The sequence below is a fragment of the Cryobacterium adonitolivorans genome, from assembly GCF_004402695.1.
Taxonomy (GTDB): Bacteria; Actinomycetota; Actinomycetes; order Actinomycetales; family Microbacteriaceae; genus Cryobacterium; species Cryobacterium adonitolivorans.
On record NZ_SOFL01000034.1, the window covers coordinates 20,368 to 38,162 of the forward strand.

At 63.1% G+C, this 17,795-nt stretch carries 16 protein-coding genes and 2 pseudogenes; 3 read left to right on the forward strand and 15 right to left on the reverse strand.

The window, feature by feature from the left end; all coding sequences use genetic code 11:
• Positions 1–5: 5 nt before the first annotated feature.
• Positions 6–212, reverse strand: coding sequence for an ANTAR domain-containing protein (locus tag E3O42_RS10200; protein ID WP_134453845.1), 207 nt, complete (start codon positions 210–212; stop codon positions 6–8).
• A gap of 844 nt (positions 213–1,056) precedes the next feature.
• Here E3O42_RS10200 and E3O42_RS10205 point away from each other — a divergent pair.
• On the forward strand, positions 1,057–2,910 hold the full coding sequence (locus E3O42_RS10205) for an MSCRAMM family protein (RefSeq protein WP_241984758.1): 1,854 nt from the start codon (positions 1,057–1,059) through the stop codon (positions 2,908–2,910).
• Positions 2,911–3,055: 145 nt separating this feature from the next.
• On the opposite strand, the pseudogene E3O42_RS18525 reads toward E3O42_RS10205, so the two are convergent.
• The 3 genes and pseudogenes from E3O42_RS18525 to E3O42_RS10220 form a co-directional block, all read right to left on the reverse strand.
• Positions 3,056–3,213, reverse strand: a pseudogene (locus tag E3O42_RS18525) (recombinase family protein); the annotation flags it as partial.
• Between the two features lie 232 nt (positions 3,214–3,445).
• Positions 3,446–3,651 (reverse strand): annotated as a pseudogene (locus E3O42_RS10215) (IS110 family transposase); the annotation flags it as partial.
• 79 nt (positions 3,652–3,730) lie between these two features.
• Positions 3,731–4,249 (reverse strand): CGNR zinc finger domain-containing protein, encoded by a 519-nt coding sequence (locus E3O42_RS10220; protein ID WP_241984759.1) that lies wholly within the window; start codon positions 4,247–4,249, stop codon positions 3,731–3,733.
• 81 nt (positions 4,250–4,330) lie between these two features.
• Between E3O42_RS10220 and E3O42_RS10225 the strand changes: the two genes are divergently transcribed.
• Entirely contained in the window at positions 4,331–5,188 is an 858-nt protein-coding gene (locus E3O42_RS10225) for an alpha/beta fold hydrolase (protein WP_134453848.1), read from the forward strand.
• 676 nt (positions 5,189–5,864) lie between these two features.
• Positions 5,865–6,107: a hypothetical protein gene (locus tag E3O42_RS10230; RefSeq protein ID WP_134453849.1), complete on the forward strand. Its 243-nt coding sequence runs from the start codon at positions 5,865–5,867 to the stop codon at positions 6,105–6,107.
• A 21-nt stretch (positions 6,108–6,128) separates the two neighbouring features.
• On the opposite strand, the gene E3O42_RS10235 is transcribed toward E3O42_RS10230, so the two are convergent.
• The 11 genes from E3O42_RS10235 to E3O42_RS10285 form a co-directional block, all read right to left on the reverse strand.
• Positions 6,129–6,380, reverse strand: a complete 252-nt coding sequence (locus E3O42_RS10235) for a hypothetical protein (protein ID WP_134453850.1) — start codon at positions 6,378–6,380, stop codon at positions 6,129–6,131.
• A complete protein-coding gene (locus E3O42_RS10240; protein WP_134453851.1) occupies positions 6,377–6,811 on the reverse strand; it encodes a DCL family protein in 435 nt (144 codons plus the stop codon). The genes E3O42_RS10235 and E3O42_RS10240 overlap by 4 nt, the downstream gene beginning before the upstream one ends.
• 7 nt (positions 6,812–6,818) lie before the next feature.
• A complete protein-coding gene (locus E3O42_RS10245) occupies positions 6,819–7,892 on the reverse strand; it encodes an XRE family transcriptional regulator (RefSeq protein WP_166787956.1) in 1,074 nt (357 codons plus the stop codon).
• Between the two features lie 4 nt (positions 7,893–7,896).
• Positions 7,897–8,487 carry a hypothetical protein gene (locus E3O42_RS18005; RefSeq protein ID WP_166787957.1) on the reverse strand — a complete coding sequence of 197 codons (591 nt, stop codon included), beginning with the start codon at positions 8,485–8,487 and terminating at the stop codon, positions 7,897–7,899.
• Between the two features lie 140 nt (positions 8,488–8,627).
• On the reverse strand, positions 8,628–9,548 hold the full coding sequence (locus E3O42_RS10250; protein WP_134453853.1) for a nucleotidyl transferase AbiEii/AbiGii toxin family protein: 921 nt from the start codon (positions 9,546–9,548) through the stop codon (positions 8,628–8,630).
• Positions 9,538–10,650 carry a type IV toxin-antitoxin system AbiEi family antitoxin domain-containing protein gene (locus E3O42_RS10255; RefSeq protein ID WP_166787958.1) on the reverse strand — a complete coding sequence of 371 codons (1,113 nt, stop codon included), beginning with the start codon at positions 10,648–10,650 and terminating at the stop codon, positions 9,538–9,540. The genes E3O42_RS10250 and E3O42_RS10255 overlap by 11 nt, the downstream gene beginning before the upstream one ends.
• A gap of 134 nt (positions 10,651–10,784) precedes the next feature.
• A complete protein-coding gene (locus tag E3O42_RS10260) occupies positions 10,785–11,210 on the reverse strand; it encodes a DUF4913 domain-containing protein (RefSeq protein WP_134453855.1) in 426 nt (141 codons plus the stop codon).
• Positions 11,207–13,009: a type IV secretory system conjugative DNA transfer family protein gene (locus tag E3O42_RS10265; protein ID WP_241984760.1), complete on the reverse strand. Its 1,803-nt coding sequence runs from the start codon at positions 13,007–13,009 to the stop codon at positions 11,207–11,209. Before E3O42_RS10265 ends, E3O42_RS10260 begins: the two co-directional genes overlap by 4 nt.
• The gene (locus E3O42_RS18285; protein WP_198414111.1) at positions 13,006–14,730 is read right to left on the reverse strand and encodes an ATP/GTP-binding protein; all 1,725 of its coding nucleotides are present in this window, start codon (positions 14,728–14,730) and stop codon (positions 13,006–13,008) included. The genes E3O42_RS10265 and E3O42_RS18285 overlap by 4 nt, the downstream gene beginning before the upstream one ends.
• Positions 14,730–16,226, reverse strand: a complete 1,497-nt coding sequence (locus E3O42_RS10280) for an SCO6880 family protein (RefSeq protein ID WP_174844253.1) — start codon at positions 16,224–16,226, stop codon at positions 14,730–14,732. The genes E3O42_RS18285 and E3O42_RS10280 overlap by 1 nt, the downstream gene beginning before the upstream one ends.
• A 9-nt stretch (positions 16,227–16,235) precedes the next feature.
• Positions 16,236–17,795, reverse strand: a complete 1,560-nt coding sequence (locus E3O42_RS10285) for a TrbL/VirB6 family protein (protein WP_134453857.1) — start codon at positions 17,793–17,795, stop codon at positions 16,236–16,238.

The following is a 17,795-nucleotide window of genomic DNA, read 5'->3' on the forward strand; positions in this document are numbered from 1 at the left end:
GGACGTTAGGCGAAAGTGATTTTGCGGGCGATAACGTCGGCGGCCACGGCATCCACTGAAAGCCCCGTGGATTCCGCATGCCCCACGAGGCGTCGCAGCGCTTCGTCAGGGTTTGCGTTGATTTGAGCGATGATCACCCCGGTCGCCTGATGCACCTGTGGGTTGTACCAGCTCTTGGATTGCCTGATCTGTTGCCGGTTTTCGATGGTCACTTCGCGCCTAGCTTTCCGTCTCGTTTCGGGTAGTGAGGCTCGCCTCTATTCTGGACTGCTTCCCTCGAACGGGTCAAAATGCAAATAACGAATCTGTAACGACGGCGACAGCCCTGCCACGACGGCAACCGAACTATCTGTGGCGGATTAGAGGTGGATTCCTGTTGCGTCGTGGAGTTTGACCCAGTTGTCTCGACGGTCTGCGTCGTCCCGAGCGTTCGCAACTTGCGCCAAGCGTCTGCTTCGGACAGATCGGCCAGGTCGAGTCCGATGAGGCCGCCCGGGACCTCCGGACCGGTCCAAGCGAGGGGGAGTGCCGTCGACTACGACAGGTTAAACGCCCTGGACTGCGAGGCGGCGTTCGTTTAGCGAAGGTGTCGGCATTTGCTTGCCGGGCTCAGACAGAGCGCCTAGCTCGAGGAACGGATATCTCGCTGCCCGGATAGATCCCGGTCCACGGGCGGCTCCATGACATAACCACACGTCCAGCGTGCGAGAGTTGTGCGGCGCCGCCAGGGCGCACAGGATCCCGGAAGGTGCCCGCGTACTCGGCGCATTGACGGGGCATTGATGGGGCGCCGCGCGACTTGAGCGTGATCCGTCACGTTGTGCTCGGCGCGGGTATCGTCGTACAAACCCTCCAGAAGTTGCCTCGTCCACATCGAATTGTCCGGAGACGACTATGCGCGCTCGTTCCACAAGAAAATTTGCGATAGCTGCCATTTCGCTCGCCTTGGTGGCGGTAACGGCGTTGGGAGTCGGTTCTCCCGCCTCCGCCGCGACGACGTCGGCGTGGGGTGAGTGGGCGCCGTTGACCGGTGTGAGCCGCGACTACGCGACGACAATGACCTTCGGCACCGCGCCCGGTCTGACGGCAGCCGTGCGCTCGACGTCCCGGTCGGGCCAGGTCGGTGTGATCAGTGGCGCGAGCACGTGGCTCTCCGAGGGAACAGCGGTTGGTGCGAAATACGGTTCGAGCCGCGACCAGCCGTACCTCAATCTCCGGCCCTTCGCCGATTCGGCGAGCTCACCCTCCGTCACGACCTACACATTTGCTAGCCCGACCCCGAATGCCGGTTGGACCTTTGTGCTCGGCGATATCGACGCTGATCGAGTGCAAGTGGACGGGGTGACGGCCGAGGGCGTCCCGGCCACCGCAGCCCAGCTCGGCTTCCGTTCGGGCTTCAACTACTGTGCCTCCGGCACGGCCGGCAAGCCCTCGTGCACCGGTGACCCGCTCGACGTCCCGGCATGGGACCCCGCGATCAGGACGCTCACCGGCAACGCCGCTGCATCCGACACCTCGGGCGCTGCGGCCTGGTTCGAACCGAATGTGCCTCTCTCCAGCCTCACCATGATTTACACTGCCCGATCGGGGTTTCCGATCTACCAGACTTGGTTCGCGTCGATTGCGCGTGACATCTCGGGCACTGTTGCAGATCCGGGTGGCTCACCGGTGGCCGGAACGAACCTCAATCTCTTCGATCCGAACGGGGCCGTCGTGGGAACTACGACGACGGATGCGGCCGGCGCATACTCGTTTCCCGGCTTCACCGCCGCAGACGGCTACGCCGTCGAGGTACAGCGTCCGCTGGATAAGATCGTCGTTGGCCCCAACCGCTTGCCCGCCGACCTGGCCGTCACGGATGCAGTCGACGTCAACTTCGTGGTGCGCGACACAATGCCCGTGCCCGTGAGCGGGCGAGTGATAGATACGGACGGCAACCCGGTGCCCGGAGCCACCGTCACACTCGACGGCGGCGGCACCACGGTGACCAACTCGACCGGGTTGTATATCTTCGACACCGTGGCGGTTGGCGATCATTCCGTGACTGTGGCACCGGTCGATGGTTTCGTGCTGCAGAGCGGGCCCGCGGCCTTCACCGTGCCGGCAGGTGTGGAGGATCCCATCACCGGGCTCGATTTCGTTCTGATAGCTCTCCCGTCTCTTTCGGGCAGCGTCACTACCGGCGGCGAGCCCGCGGCCGGTGTGACGGTGACGGTATCCGGCCCCGGCGGGTCGCAAACCACGATCACCGCAGCCGATGGAAGCTACATTTTTACCGGACTCGCACCCGGCTCATATGACGTCACGGCGACGACGGCAAACGGAACTTATCCACTGGGCCCGACGACGCAGAGCGCCGTGGTTGCTAGGGCAGACGTTATTGACGTCGATTTTGTCTTCGCACGCGAGGGGTCTATTTCAGGAAATATCGCTGACACGGACGGGAACCCGATTGAAAACGTTGACGTTACGGTGACGGGGCCCACCGGTCCGGTCACGCTGACCACCGACTCCGGCGGCAGGTTCGTCCTCGCCGAACTGGCCGCCGGCGACTACGAGGTCACCGCGGCAGTGCCTGCCGGCTACGAAGAGTCGTCCGCGGTGACGTTGGCCGCAACGATTACCTCGGCGGGTGAAACGGTCGTCGAGCAGAACTTCGTGTTTAGCGCGGTGCCGATGGTTACTCCCGACCCCGCGCCTGTCACTGTTCCCGCGCCTGTCCCTGTCTTTGTGCCTGCAGTGGATCCGCCCGTGGCGCCGGTCGACGTGACCCCTGTCGCCGAGCTGGCCAATTCAGGAAGCGTTTTCGTCGGGCCGCTGACCCTCACCGGGGTGGCGTTCGCATTCGTCGGGGCGATGCTCGTTGCCATCTCCCGGCGTATTGAGAGATCCGTAGGTAAGTCGCGGTAGCACTGCCGCCACATCGCTGAGCACCATCGACCCGCGTGAGCTGGCAGAGAATGTAATCCCTGAGCATCACCGCGACAGCTGCCAATGTGTCGACCGCGAAGTCATCCGCCGTACCTAAGGCAGTTGGGTGATGGTCGAGCGCGATCGAGTGCCGGCCGGCGGCGTGCAATTCGACCAAGCGATTTCCTGAGCGGAGGAGAGCTTGGGGCCGCACCCGCGCAGCCGGCCCTCTTCTCTGGCCACCGCCATGCCCTCACGCGTTCGGGAGCGGATGAGCTCTGATTCGAACTCTGAGACCTTGGCCCAGGCTGGAGACAACTATCTCCTTGCGCTCCAGGCAATTCGGCGACCAACTGCAAAGAATAAGGCATGAGCGCGGGACCTGACCACGACTATTTGCGGTCCTTAGCGCCAAAAGTATTGCGGTTGAGGGCCACTTCACCGTGGTGTAGATCAGGCATTTGACCGGGCGAGTTATACGTACATCCAGATCCGAGTATTCCTGCAATCGCCATTGGGGTGCCCGATGTTTTTGTCAAGCGGCGAGTGGATAGTCGGTTTGGTAGAGGGTGCCGTCGCGGAGTATGGCGTAGAGGACGTCGCAGCGTCGTCGGGCGAGGGCGATGAGGGCTTGGTTGTGGCGTTTGTTTTGGGCGATCTTGGGTCGTAGTAGGCGCGTGAGAGCGGGTCGTGGAGGGCGGCGAAAGCGGAGAGGAACAGGGCTCGTGGTTTGGATCCCCGACCCCATCACATGTGTGGCTGAGCTATCACCAACGGGCTTATCGGATATGGAGTCGGATTGTTGATTAGGTAGTCATGGTCAGCCGCTAGACCGGCTTGCGTGCGCGCGCGCCTTCATCCTGTTGCCGCATGTGGCCATTGAGCACCATTTCGCGGTGCCGGGACGGCTGTGATCGACGAGGAACAAATTGCACTCGTCGTTCGCACACGCGCGGAGCCGTCCGGGGAACTCCGCAACCACACTCGACCAGGCCAGGACGACATCCACCGCGAGGCGGTCGTCGTCGGGAGCCTGAAGGTCCCAGACCACGCCGTCCCGGGTTACACGCGGCGTGCGCACAGCGTCGTCGACGATGACCGTGAGCCCGTCGATGACCGTGAGCCCGTCGATGTCCGGTGGCTCGGCTCCGCGGATGACGGACTGCAGCGCGTCGCGAGCTCGGCGGAGCTGCGCCGACTCGTCCGCGGTGCCCGTTCCGCCCCAGCTCTGCGCAAGCTCTCGCCCTGACGTCCCGTCGAGGCAGTCGATCAAGCGCCCGGCACTCACCGGCGCGCTGTTCAACACGGCCAGCAACAGCTCCTCGTCCCGATGCACCATTCCTCGCTCTCCCGCACCGCCTGGCGCTCCGGATCCATGCTAGCGTGAACTAACCAGTAATACACACTTAAGGGGTTAGCAATGGTTGCCGTCCACCACCACACCGTCTCCGTCGACGGGCTTGACGTGTTTTACCGAGAGGCCGGACCCGTCGACGCGCCGGTTCTGCTTCTCCTGCACGGGTACCCGTCCAGCTCGCACATGTTCCGGCACCTCATCCCGGCACTGGCCGAACGATACCGTGTCATTGCGCCAGACCACATCGGCTTCGGACGGTCGTCCGCCCCGTCGGTCGACGAGTTCGAGTACACCTTCGCCGCCCTCGCGGAGGTGACGGGCCGGTTCCTCGCGACCGTCGGGATCGAGCAGTACACGATCTACGTCCAGGACTACGGAGCCCCCATAGGCTGGCGCCTGGCCCTCGCCGATCCCACCGCCGTCACCGGTGTCATCTCGCAGAACGGCAATGCCTACGAGGAAGGCTTCGTGCCCAGCTTCTGGGATGCCATCTGGGCCGACGCCATCGAGCGGACGAGCGAGACACGCAAGGCGCTCCGCCCCGCCCTCGACCGGACGGCGGTCGAATGGCAGTACACCCACGGCGTGCCGGACCCGACAACTATCGACCCCGACGCCTGGGAGCACGACCTCGCACTCCTCGCTCGACCCGGACAGGACGACATTCAGCTGACCTTGTTCCGCGACTACGCCACCAACAGGGGCCTATACCCTGCTGTGCATGAATGGCTTCGCACCTCCCAGGTGCCCGTCCTGGCGATTTGGGGGCGTAACGACGAGATATTCGACGCCGCTGGAGCCCGCGCCTTCCAGCGCGACGCCCCCGACGCTCGCATCGAGCTCATCGACGGCGGGCACTTCCTGCTCGAATCACACCTCGACTATGTCGCTGCCACGATCGCGAACTGGCTCCGAGACTAGCGGCTCACCGGCACTAATCAGCAGGTTGCGCTCCGCACTCATGGTCATGCGTTGAGGGAAGGGGGTGGCCGGGCGCCCGAGCGTCTGGCCACCTCGACTCTCGTGGTGCCTCACCATGACAATGGGCGAGCGGTGCTTGATATGCGACCGCTCAATGGGCCGCGCTAGCTCAATTCGTGAGCACTCCAAGGCCGCCGTACCGACGCACGGAACCGTGCCGCATGGGGGAGGTCGCCCGAACCGGCGTATTCGCACCCAATGCGAAGATGTCGGCTGCTAGTTGACATAATCGATATTATCGGCGATATATCAGAGATATATCGCAGACGTAAATCGGGCAATGAGCGTCTGGCAGTGGGCGGAGTTGATGTACGAGAAAGCTGTACCTTTTTGAGCCTGCATGGTGCTGGCTTCCTTGTAACGCCGTCGGCGCCTCAAAACTAAAAGTGAGTGCGGATGGCCAACTAGGAGATTGTGCAACGCAGTTACGAGATTCACCGCGCACCGCGATTCCGACGATCCTGAGAGGGCCCCGGTCGCTTCGGCGAGTCTCGAATGGATGCCGCCCAAGCCTCTGTCTGCCAGACGGATGATGCGAGATCGATTCTCGTCAGCCCCTCCAAGAGCTAGCCTATTAATCGGCGCGCTTGCGCTCTCGTGCGAATGGAGCTTTCGGATGGCAGTCGATCCAGCCGAGCATGGACGTCGCGCCAATGCGTGGCGCTACGGCGAGGGCACGATGTGGGGCCAAGACGAGGTTTGGGTTACCGGGGCTGGCGATGCCATCCCTGTCGAAGACATTCAGCCAGACCACCTGAATCGCATAATCCGGCGCAACGAGCAGGGCAGCAATGCGGACATCATCGAAGGAACACCGCTGATGCGACGGCTCCGCGAGCTCGACAACGACGACTCGTAGCGCGCGGAGCGCATCCTGGTGTCAGATGCGCTCAGGACTCTCGTTCTTTACATATGCAGGGTTGGCCGTGGCATCGTAGTAGTCAAGCCATTGGTTTCGTAAAGCTTCGTCCTCGACGTCGCGACCCACAAAAATGTAGCCGTTGCCGCTGTGAGTCTCGATCGCGCTCCAGCCGCCGTGAGTGTTGGCGAAGTCCTCTGTCAGCTCTCCCCATGTCGGGCTGAGGTGTCGAGTGTCGGCCTGGTGCTTCTGCTTAATTAGCTCACCGGTCAAGGCGCAGTACACAGGCGGCTTTCCGGCAGCGAAGTCAGTGTCCCGCCTCCCGAGCCGACCGTCCTCAAGCGCAAAGGCGAGAGCACCCTTGACGTTGGCCGCTTCCCCGGCTGGTCGATCACATGCCAGTAGCTCCAGTCGCGCTCGGTTGCATCGGATCGGACCACGATGATGGCGCGCTGGTCCCGCCCAACGGCTTCTCTGCCTGGGAGTCGCCATGTCTCTTGAACGTAGAAGTAGTCGGTTCCGGGACCGATCTTCTCTTCGGCGTCCGAATGGAGTCGCAGTACCTCGCGCAGGAGTTGATCGTGGGGTCCCGCAGGAATGCGCGTCCGCAACTCGTACGCGCGCAGAATGTTGTCCCGGATGTAGTTCTTCGCTGCCGTTCGGCTGCGGAACGACATCGAAGGAATCACAAACGGAATTGCCATCGTTGCCTCATTTCAGTGCTCGAAGGTGGGAGCCTCTTGGCTCATCACCGCGTGGTGCGTCCAAGTCGAAACGCATGGTGAACTCATCTCGGTTGAGTGCTACTACCCGCGCAAGTTCGTCGAATGTGTAGTCGTGATCGGCGAGATGAACTTTGATGAGGGACGACATGACCGTGGGGTGGTCATGCGCGACTTCGACAGGCTCTGACTTCCTCCAGCCCTTTTGCGACATAGACACCATCAGGCTCTTGTATCGGGTGTCGTCAATAACTCCGAGGTCACGAGCGCGACGGACAAGCGCGCTGATCGCGACTCGCCAGACAACCTTGAGTTGAGCCGCACGCGCAAGAGTGATCCCTTTGAGCTCTGTTCGAATCTCAGCGGCGGGCATCAGGAACTCCGCTGCAAAGGCGTCCGCCTCTCGCTCGGCTTCGTCGGTAGTGACCAACACGGAGTGCATAACGAGGTGCCCGAGCTCATGCGCGAGCGTGAATCGTTCGCGGTCAGCAGGCAAGCCAGTGTTCAGGATGATGAGCGCCGGGTAGGTGCCGACATTGTCGAGACTGATCGCTGCGATCCTCGGCGATTCCAGGTTGCTGCGAACCATGATGATCCCCGCAAGTTCCAGCGCGGCGGCCATGTCACGGATAGGCCCCATCGGCATTCGCCAAAGTGCGCGCACGGCACGCGCAACCTCGGCGGGTGTCCCGTACTCCTCCACGTCGAGCGACGGGACGACGTACTGCGTGTCTATCTCAATCGATCGAAGTAGCCTGTCCAGACGCATCCGAGTCAGGTTTACCTGCGCTTGAATCTTCCGAAGGGTTGTCTGGGGAAGTGCCTGCTGCTTCCGATGATAGAAGGCGGCGGAGCCGAAACCGTAAATCGGGTCGGTCCAGTTGAACGCTTCCACGGGGTACTCGAGCGCATCAGCAAGCTGTTGAAGCCGAGCCTCATCGATCACAGCCAGACCGTTCTCCATCTTGGAGAGCGTTGGCTGCGGGATGCCGGCCAGCTTCGCGAGCTGAGCGCCGCTGTATCCCCGTGATTCGCGCAGAAGAGTCAGCATCTGCGGATTCATGGTTCTATCCTTCGGATTCCTCGCGCGCGGCGGGCCGCGTGCTGCGGACGGGCGGACCCTGTGGCGCATCGACGCGAACAGGTACGACGGAGGCTGTGCCCTCTTCGTTGAGGTCGATCTGCCAAATGACGCGCCCGTCGTAGGTGCAGGCGATGGCCAGGACGTCGAGACCGATGCCGAGCTCGTCAGGCAGATATCCCGCGACGGCATACGTCGTAGCGGTACCGTCCAGGACAACCTGCTGCATCTCGAACTCAAGCCGCTGTTGCGTCGGGATGCCCGAGGTACCGAGCTTACGGTTGCGGAACTTTTTGAAGCGGAGGACCAGACGCCCGTCGTCGAGCGAGACGGTCAGCATCTGACCCTTCCGCACGGCCGGAATGCCCTGCGCATCGAAGTACGCTTCGGCGTGGAAGGTGATCCGGTCGTACACCACATTGGCCCGAGTGGTGGGGCGTGAAGTCGCCAGCTTCGGAGCGGCCAGCACCGACTCGTGCCAGTCGGCCCAGCCCTGTTCCAAGAAGCTCCGAAGCGCTCCGAGGTGAGGTGCAAGGATAGCTTCAGCGCTTCGCTGGGAGAGGAGTTCATCAAGCATGAGACCAAGTTTGGGCTATAAATTCTTGCCTGTCAACTATTCTAGAGATATTCGCCTGTCGAACGACTCGTAACGAGGAGTCTCCGAGTTCCGCGAAAGGAGGACGTTTGGGCACCATCCCAGACGACAGGTCCCGGTCGCTATGTGCAGGCGACCCACTCCTGTTGGGTGGGATCCCAGCACCCTTCTTCAACCTCGCCACTAAGAGCAGGACGCAGCATCCTATTGACCAGCTCAATTGCATCGTCCGGGTTGAGGAGATCGCTGAGGACGGCCACGTTCTTTGCTCCGTTGGGATACGGGTCAGTCATCGATCGGGGCACCGCGAGCGTCATGAATGCGGGCAAATGCCAGTGAGCCGATTCTGTGAAGACGCTGCTGCGGAGTTGACGGGCATCGATCCGCACTGTTAGGGCGAGGATGGCCAAGTCGATGAGATCTTTCGATCGAGTCGAGGGAAGGCCCCCATAGGTCGACATCGTGGCGCAGGCCTTGTCCGCGATCTGGTCCTCAACAGCGATCGCTTGATAGGCATAGACGGTACCGAGGCGGGGCAGGTCGAGCCGGAACGCTGGGACGATCTTCTCCAGCGGCGCTGTCGGCGTGCGCTTGTGAATGGCCAGGTCGACCTTGATCGGGTTCCGGGTGCCTACACCTCGGATGGTGACGCTGTACGTGACCTCAGCAGCCTGCAGACCCGGCTGGTTGGGCCCGCCCGTATCGCGGTGATGAAGATATCGGAACTCGAGATGATCGCCTAGATCAATACTGGCGGACGCCGTGAGCTGGGCGATGGCCTCATCGATGCTCATCTCTGCTGTTTCGAGGTCGACGTCGGTTGTTCTCCGAGCTCCAGGCAGACGCGCGAGCATGCTCGTTCCGCCTTTCAGTGCGAACGGGCAATCGTCCACGGAGAAAACGCGGCAGAGAAAGCGGTCGAAGATGGCCAGATCCTGGAGGCTCTGGATCGAGGTCCCCAGTCCAGCGTGGTGCGCGGAGCGTGCCTTCTCTTTGAGAGCGGCGAGCATCGCCCGTCCGTCTGGGTAGGGGTCAGTTGCCATCGATCTGTTCCTCTGCACTGGACGGTGCCCCGTCAGCGTGTGCCTCTGAAACACCCGGACGCTTGGGTGCGCTGACGCCAGATGTGGGCACCGCGGGTATCGTGACTGTTGGGTTCACAGCCCCACGGAACGTCCTGGCGGGAACTGAGATTTTGGGCATTCTGATACCAGACATCTGGGCCGCGATACCACTGGAAATCTGCTCCATCTGTTCGCGATGGTGTTCCAGAAATGGGGACAGAACGGCGTCCGCGATTTCGGAAGCGAGGCGGCTCTGCGCTTGGATCATCGGTGCGATCATCTGTTCGAGCTGTTCACTGAACTGAGTGCTCCCCTGTAGCTTGAATTGAAGTCTCTCAGCGATGACCCTGAGCTGTTCCGCTACTTCCCGCGTGATGACCTGCTCGAGGGCGGCACCGACAGCAGGGCGCTGAATGAGCGCACGAGCTGCGGCGACATCGTCAATGCCGGCACTCCGGCGTATTTGTTCGAGAAGCGCCGTGCCGTCCCGTCGAGGATGCCCGTACTTTGTCGCGTACGGCGCCAGGAGGAGACTCAGGTGATCCAGGTCGACGGCGCGCTCTCCTCGGGTTGCGTCGGCCAGAACATCCCCAACCAGGGAGAGATCCCCCACCTCATCGACAAGATCAGCGACGGTGCGCTCAATGCTCGTCACCGGAAGACCCGCGATAACGACGACGTCTCGCGGTTCCAGTTGGCGACGTGAGTATGCGATGTCTGGTCGTTGGGTCTGACGACGCTCGCTGGTGATCATCCGATACGGGGCTGGCTCGATATCGCCAGCCTCATGCACCGCGGCGGCGGCCGCACCGCCGATCACAACGCGCGGGTTCTCGAGCCGTTCCCAGGCCAGCAGTTCCGGAACAGTCGACATCCAGGCGGCATGGAGATCATCCAGCGGCGCCACCGGAACGCCGCCGAGCCGGTACACGCCGTGAGCGAGACGCTCCAGACGTCCATCCCGCTCCCGATGCGAGAGATTGGCTCGACTAACTCCGCGAGCCCTCGCCTGCGCGGCCGTGAACAGGCCCCACTGGCCCGAGGCCAGTTTCTCCAGGATCGGCTCAACAATCACGCTCATACTTGAAAAGTATACATTATCTACACTTTCAAAGCGCGTCGGGTGTCTGGGCGGTCGCCGAGAGCTTTGCGTGGTAGCCGGAACCATTGGATATGGCCCACGCATCTCGATCGTGATCACAAAGAGTATTTTGTTCAGACTCGTACGTCGGGGAACATACCAGCCGGCGGCGGCGCGTAGGGCAACGGCTCCCCCGGTTTGTTCTGATCTTCTGAGTCTGCGAAGGGCCCGTCAGCGCTCATCAGAATTGGCATGTGGTGGTCCAGGTGGTCGCGCCACCAGGTGCTCGATCCGGTGGCCCCGTCGAGCCGCAAATGTTCCCAAGAACGCCACAGCGCCTCGAGGCGGGCGATGGCTTCGGGTGACCTCCACCATTCCGCTGCCCAGCGCCTTGAGGCACGGTTTGACGGGCCCACCACCCGCCGGTAGGTCTGGCTCAGCTGTTCGCGCACGAACTCGTCGACGGACCCGAAGACCAGGGTGGGCGCCGGGGTTTCTTCCGCCGGCTGGTGGGGGACAACATCGAGGTCATCGTCCAGGTCTTCGTATCCGCCGCTCATCCGGGGTACCCATATTTCTTATCGTCCGGCCACGGTTCTCTCAACGCCTCGTAGGCCGTCAGAGACGACGTGCTGCTTGGGTCGTGGGCGGCAATCGAGGCCCGTACAGCCTCGGCTTGCTTGCCTGCCATCCATGGCACGGTGGCCACCAGTGTGGCCGGGGCACCGGACGCGAAAACGACGGCGCGGCCGCGGGGCATCGCCGTGAGCTCGGACACCTCTAAGGTGTGCTCCCGGCGCTGGGCCAGCGACGTCGAGCGCTGCCCCTTGCCTATCGACACGGACGACGTTCGCAAGGTGAAATCACCGATCAGCTGCGACAGCTCACCGAGGAATTCCGTCTCAGCGACACCGCCGCCATAGACCTTTATGTTTGAAGCCGACCACAGCTTGCGCATTCCCTCGCGGCCCCAGACTTCGACGCCTTGTGACCAGGACTGCAGGATCGTCATGAGTACGATGCCGCGTGAGCCGTAGTGCGAGTACAGGTCCGGCAAGTTGCGCCAGCGGCAGACGTTTGCGGCCTCATCGAGAACACCGAGCATCGGAACAGCTAGGCGACCGCCTGGCTGGGTCGTGGCCAGCTCCTCAGCGGCCTCAACCGTGATTGCGGTCAACGCTGTCACGAGCGGGCCGGCACTGCCCTGGCCCTCCTTGGAGAGGCTGTAGAGAGTGTCTTGGCTGCGCACGAACGCGTCGGGGTCGAACTGCGGCCGCCGATCCGACTGAGCATTGCCACCGAGCGGCGTCACCCAGCGGGCAATGCCGCTGATCTTCAAGCAGTCGACCATTTGCGCGGCGGTGCCGTACACGCTGTCGCGTCGTTTCGGCTCGCCGTTCACTTCGCCGGCAACAGCGTCGGCCATGCCGTCATATCCGTTGTCTTCCAGGATCCGCACCGGTTCCTGGTCGCCCGGCTTGGTCGTCCAGGTGAACACCTGAGTAATTGGCTTCTGGCCAAGGGCCGCAGCCAGGAGAAAACCCGCGAGAAGGTTCTCGCCGGCCCGGTTGAAGTACGACGAGTTTTCGCTACCGCCGCCGCTCATCGTTGACGACGAAAAATGTGCGGCCATCTTCGCGGCACGCACATCGTCGGTCACATACGAGAGTGGGTTCCACCACCAACGGGGCTCTTCCCGGGCAATGCCTTGCGGATCGAATGCCCACACCTTCGATCCATTGGCCGATCGCACATCACGAGTCGCGTCGAGGACGTCGCGCTTGTTCGACGTAGTGAGGACCGCACCAGGTGCGCTCAGGATCGCCGGGATCGCTCGACTGGTGGACTTACCCGTACGAGGCCCCCAGATATCTACGTGCATGTCCTCAGGCGAGCCATAGAGCCACTGACGCCCAGCCACAGTAACTCCGATAGGAACACCCAACCAGTCCGTCACCCCGAGCCGCTGCGCCGTGGCGCGTGCCCCCTTCGTTGTGAGCGCCGCCAGGTCTTTTCCTCGACCCATGTAGCGAGCGGCACTGTCGACTCGGCTGCGCTTGGAGCGACCTCCGTTGATCAGGATGGTGAAGCCGATCACCAGGGCCAGCACGATCACACCTGCGCCGGCAACAATCCATGTCGCGGACAGGGGCCACGCGTACGTCCCTTTGAGCGTGCCGAAGACAATCTCGAAAGGATCGCTCGGAAGATCCGGGTTCACCCCGGCGATCTTCGACCCGAGCACCATCCCGCCCCACATGCCGCCGATCAGCACGACGGCAATCCCGATGAAGACCCAGATGACCACGCCGTCGCTGCCTCCGGCGTTCTGCTTGCGACGATCCGTGGCCTGGCTCACACCGTCACCTCGCGATCGACAACGCCTGTCCGAGACACGTCGTGCCACAGCTGGTTGGTGTCGTTGGAGTGTAGCTCTGCCTGCGTCAGCTCCACATTCAGAGGGATGCCGGGACGGCCACCGACCTTAATCAGGAACTTGCCGCGCCCGGGCGGGTCGGCTTCCTTCCCGCTCACCGGATCCCACGCGGGCGGGTCCTGCCAGCCCTGCAGCATGCTCTGCTCGGCCGCGCTCATGGTGATCGCGCTGTTGAGCAACGGCATTTCGGAGGCCGGGAGGCCGCCGCAAATGACCATGCCGGACCTCTCGACGAAGCCTTTGGCTTTCATCCGGTCTTCTTCATTGCTGAGCGACATGAGGTCGCTCATGGTGTGGGAAATCATGGCCATGCCCACGCCCCGCGCCCGGTTCAGACGCGTCAGAGCGTCCACCCGGTCGACCATGCCACGGCCGGCGCGCAGCGCCCGCCACAGCTCGTCGAGGATGACGAAGTAGTGTCGGCGCGGTTCTAGCTCGGCGTCGGCCAGGGCCGTCGCTACGTTGACCGTGCCGAAGCCCGCCGACCAGCACGCAAGTAGCACTGCGGCCTGCAGGTCCATTTCGGAGTCGTCGATGCTCGACACGTCATAGACCACGGGGCGGTCACGTTTCATTCGGACTGTGGTCTGCTGGGAGAACAATTCGCCCAAGCGACCGCCGGAGACCAGGCCTATGAGGGACGCTTCCAGGTTCTCCGTAATTTCCTGATAGCGGCCCATGTCGCCACGGTCCAGGGCTACGGAACGTAGTTCAACAGGTGCCTTCCGGATCAGTTCGAGAAGATCGCTGAGGACCGGAATCCCGTCGTGATGGGCGTCCAGGTATTTGAGAGCCGCGTCGATAATCGTCTCTTCACGGTCAGTCGGCGGCTCTCGGCGCATGATCGTCAGCAGAGCGGACACCATCGTGAGGCGACGCCCGTGGGCGTCCTGCAGAACCTGTGTCGCAAGGCGCTCATTGCGCGTGATGTTCTCGGCGTGGATGGGCATCGAACCGACGAGCTGCGCGGAGCGCTCGCGAATGACCTGTGCCGCATTCTTGTCGTCGGGTACATCCACAGCGCGGAGCTGGGCTAGCTCGGCTTCCTCTTCTTCGATCGCTTTGCGTTCGCGGGTGGCGGCATCGCGGAGCAGCTGCGCGGCCTCGCCGGCTTCGCCGGGATCCAGAATGTTCAGATACCCGCGGCCGCGGCCGAGGGTAATGACCTGCCCTTTCATCTCTTTGACGAGATCCACGTAGTCGGGCTTCAAATCCCCGAGAATGAGGGGCTGCACGCCATAGCCGGCCAGCCCCGTCGCCATCCGGCGGATCAGCGTGGACTTGCCTAGGCCAGGCTTGCCGAGCACGAACGCGGAAGGGTTTGAAATCAGGTTGGCGCGCTGGAACCAGGAAATTGGATCACAGCAGACGGTGCCGCGATTGATCAGGTGCCGCCCGAGCGGCACACCGATCATCGGAGCACCCGTGCCAACGCCGAACGGCCAAAGGCCGCAGACCTGAACGGTGGTTCCGCGCCACTCAGGGGCGGGAGAAATCACCATCGTTTCGCCGCCTCCGCGTCCCGGCCACCCGCGAGCGGGCGGGCGGCGCGTCACAGGCTTGGCAGCCGCGGTCGCCGCGGCCTTTGCAGCCGCGCGGCCTGCTCCGCTGAGGGGCGACGCGGGCTTTTTTAACCAACTCATTAGATGTTCCCTCGCAGCTCGGCAGGCAGTTTCAGGTGCTTCGGCAGCACCAAGCCCAGCGGCAATGCGGCCGCGAACGCGGAATCCTGGCCGCCGGTGACGACGCGCAACCGGAGCCGCGCCGTCGACGACATGTTGTCCATCGCAGCGCGGGCGTCCGCGAGACGCTCAACGTCCATCACTGTCGCCGTGGCGAGCATGCCAAAGTTGACCAACCCGGCGCCAGATGCCTCTTCCGCAGCGGTCGCCAGGGCTGCGCGTGTTCCCATCACTGCCCGGGCGGAGGGCCGATCGTTGGCTGACTCATTGAAGCTAGCCGCCCGCACGTCCGCCTGCACGATCGCAGCGGCCCGGCCGGCATCGATGGGCCGGTAGAGCCAGGTGACTCGCTTGCGGGCAATGTCACGGTGAGGGGCGAGGAACCTGGTCAAGATGTTGGCCTGCACAATGCCGCGCGGAGCCTCCGTCATCTGCCAAGTCACCGACACGGCACTGTCATGCTGGTAGGAGTCCCAGTTGGACTGGTGACCGGACGGGCCAACATCGGGCCAACGCAGACCGGTACTTTCGCCGGCCGCGTGTGCGTCGTCGATCAGTGTGGCCACTTCGGGGTCGTACGCAATTCGGATGACCTCGCAGAGTTCCTGCGCCGAGAGAGGGCGAGCTGCACCGGCGCCGGTGGCTGAGAGCCCTTGTGTGAGCCCGGGCAGGCGGGCGGCAAGCTCGCGCGCCATCTCATCGGCGTCACGACGTCGACCGTTCGCACGAGCGGCGGCACTAAACGTCACCGACACATACGCCCGAACGGACGCTGAGCCGGAGGGATACGTGGCCACAACCTCGTTGAGCATCGCCCGGGCGTACGCGGGTGCTTCCGGGTCGATGTTGGTGGTGACCTCGCCTCGCAGCCGCGTGCCGGTGTCGGGAGCTGTCTCAATTGTCACCGCAGCAGCGACGATGCCAGCCTCATCCCCGAGGTTGGCAAGCCAGTGACCCCAGTCGGCCACCCAGCCGTCGACCTGTTCCTGGTCGACCAGCGCGGCGCCGTCAGGCTCCGTCCCGATGATCACCGTGAAGTCGCCCGACGACGGAACGGACAGAAGTGCAAAGGGACGCTGGTAGGAGTCCAGGTGCTCGCTCAACCGCGATTGGGCCGCAAGTCCGGGGAGCTGGTTCGTTCCCCATTTCGTGCGCCCCAGCGGGCCAGAACGGTACACGTTGGCTCCCGAGTTTCGGGCGCGCATGAAGTTGAAGCGGTTGGTGGCCCGGACAATCACGCTCTGGCCGTGCTTGTCCTTGACTGCCACCGTGGACAGTGCGGCGACCATGACGAGAAAAACGCCGATCGCGTTCGTCAGGGTCGACGCCATCACGGTCATAATCGTGGCGATGAGTCCCAGGAGCAGCACTCCCGTGCTGATCGAGCCGAGGCCGAGTAGGCCCGGTGACGTTGGCTGTCGCCAGTTACCGTACGTGCGAATAGTCGAGTTAGACAATGTGATCCCCTAGTTCCCCGTTGGGCCGCCACCGGCGGCATCCTCAGTCGCACTCTTGGCTGCCGCAGCAGCTTTCTTGCCTGTCTCGCCGGCCTTCTGAGCAGCGGCCAAACCGATCCCCACCGGGCCGGCTGCAGCCAACGCACCGCCGGCCGCAGCGGCCCCGCCACCTGCAGCGGCCCCGCCGCCTGCGCCTGCGCCTGCCGCGGACGCAGCCTTACCGGCCGCAGCGCCGCCACCAGTTGCACCGCCGCCGCCACCCGTCGAAGATGGGGCAGGGGAAGGGGACGCAGTTTTTTTGGAACCAGAAGCGTCACCGCCACCGCCACCGCCGCTTGCGCTGGAACCGGTGCTCGAGCTGAGCTTCTTCATGGCTCCCGACGCGACCTCGCCAATCGCACCGCCTCCGGCTGCCGCCATCGCCATCGCAGCGCCGCCACCACCACCGGTTTGGGAAACCATCGGAGCGACGAACTTCATCAGCGCCGGCAGAGCGACAAGCGCCATCGCCATCAACGCGAGGCCCGTGAGCATTTTGACCAAACCCGAACCGTCTTCCACGAACAGGTTGCTGCCCGTGAGCTTGAACGCGGCCGCATAAACAATCGCAGCGGCCGGCTTGTAGAGAATGAAAGCGACGATCCACCCAATGGACTTCTTGAACCAGGCCCGACCGGTTTCAGTGTTGGTGAAGGCCGCAGTAATCGGGAGGATTCCCGCGAGGATGACGAGCATGCCGCCACGGATGACCATGAGAAACACCTGCACGTAGCTCATCAGAATGGTTATGGTGCCGAGAATTAGCATCGCGATCAGGCCGATGCCGCTCGACGAGGCCACGCCGAGTGTCGCCGTTATGTTCGTCTTGAAGTCCCCATCAGCGGCGCCGTCGAGGATCCAGAAGGAGAATCCGTCCGCCGCCGCGACGGCAAGCCCGACTGCCGTCAGACCCGCAGACGACACGACAACGAGAGTGAGCAGAGACTGCAGGAGGTCTTTTCCTGGTTGCATGCGCTGAGTCCAAGCCATTCTTAGACCGGCGACGATGACAGACAGAACCGCGAAGCCAGCGACGTACCACCAGAGCGAGTCTTGGAGATAAGCCACCGGACCGCTACCGCCAGACGTACCTATGGCAGGGATAAGTCCGGCCACAATGGCGCTGGCAGCTGAGATAAGCATGACCCCGACGAGAACTGTCCCAAGTCGACCCATGTGTGCGGTGCCCTCACCTCGACGATGGTTCAACGCCAGCATTGCGCCTGCCGCGAGAACGGACATAATGCAGATCGCCAAGGAGATCCACACGACGTAGCCGAGGATGGTCGTAAACCCCTCAGAACCCGTAGCGCCTGAGGCCGAATTTCCGACCGTTGTCACCTCCTCCGCGCTCTGCGTCAGGTTTGGAGTGGGAATCAACACCCAAACCGTGGCCATCGCCTGCACGGCGGTACCCACGGTTTCGACGATGCTGTCAACAAGGCCCTGCAGCTGGTCGTTGGCAAAATCGGCGATGGCACCTCCGACGGCCTCCCCGGTGTTGCAAACAGGGTCAAACGGATTGCACAT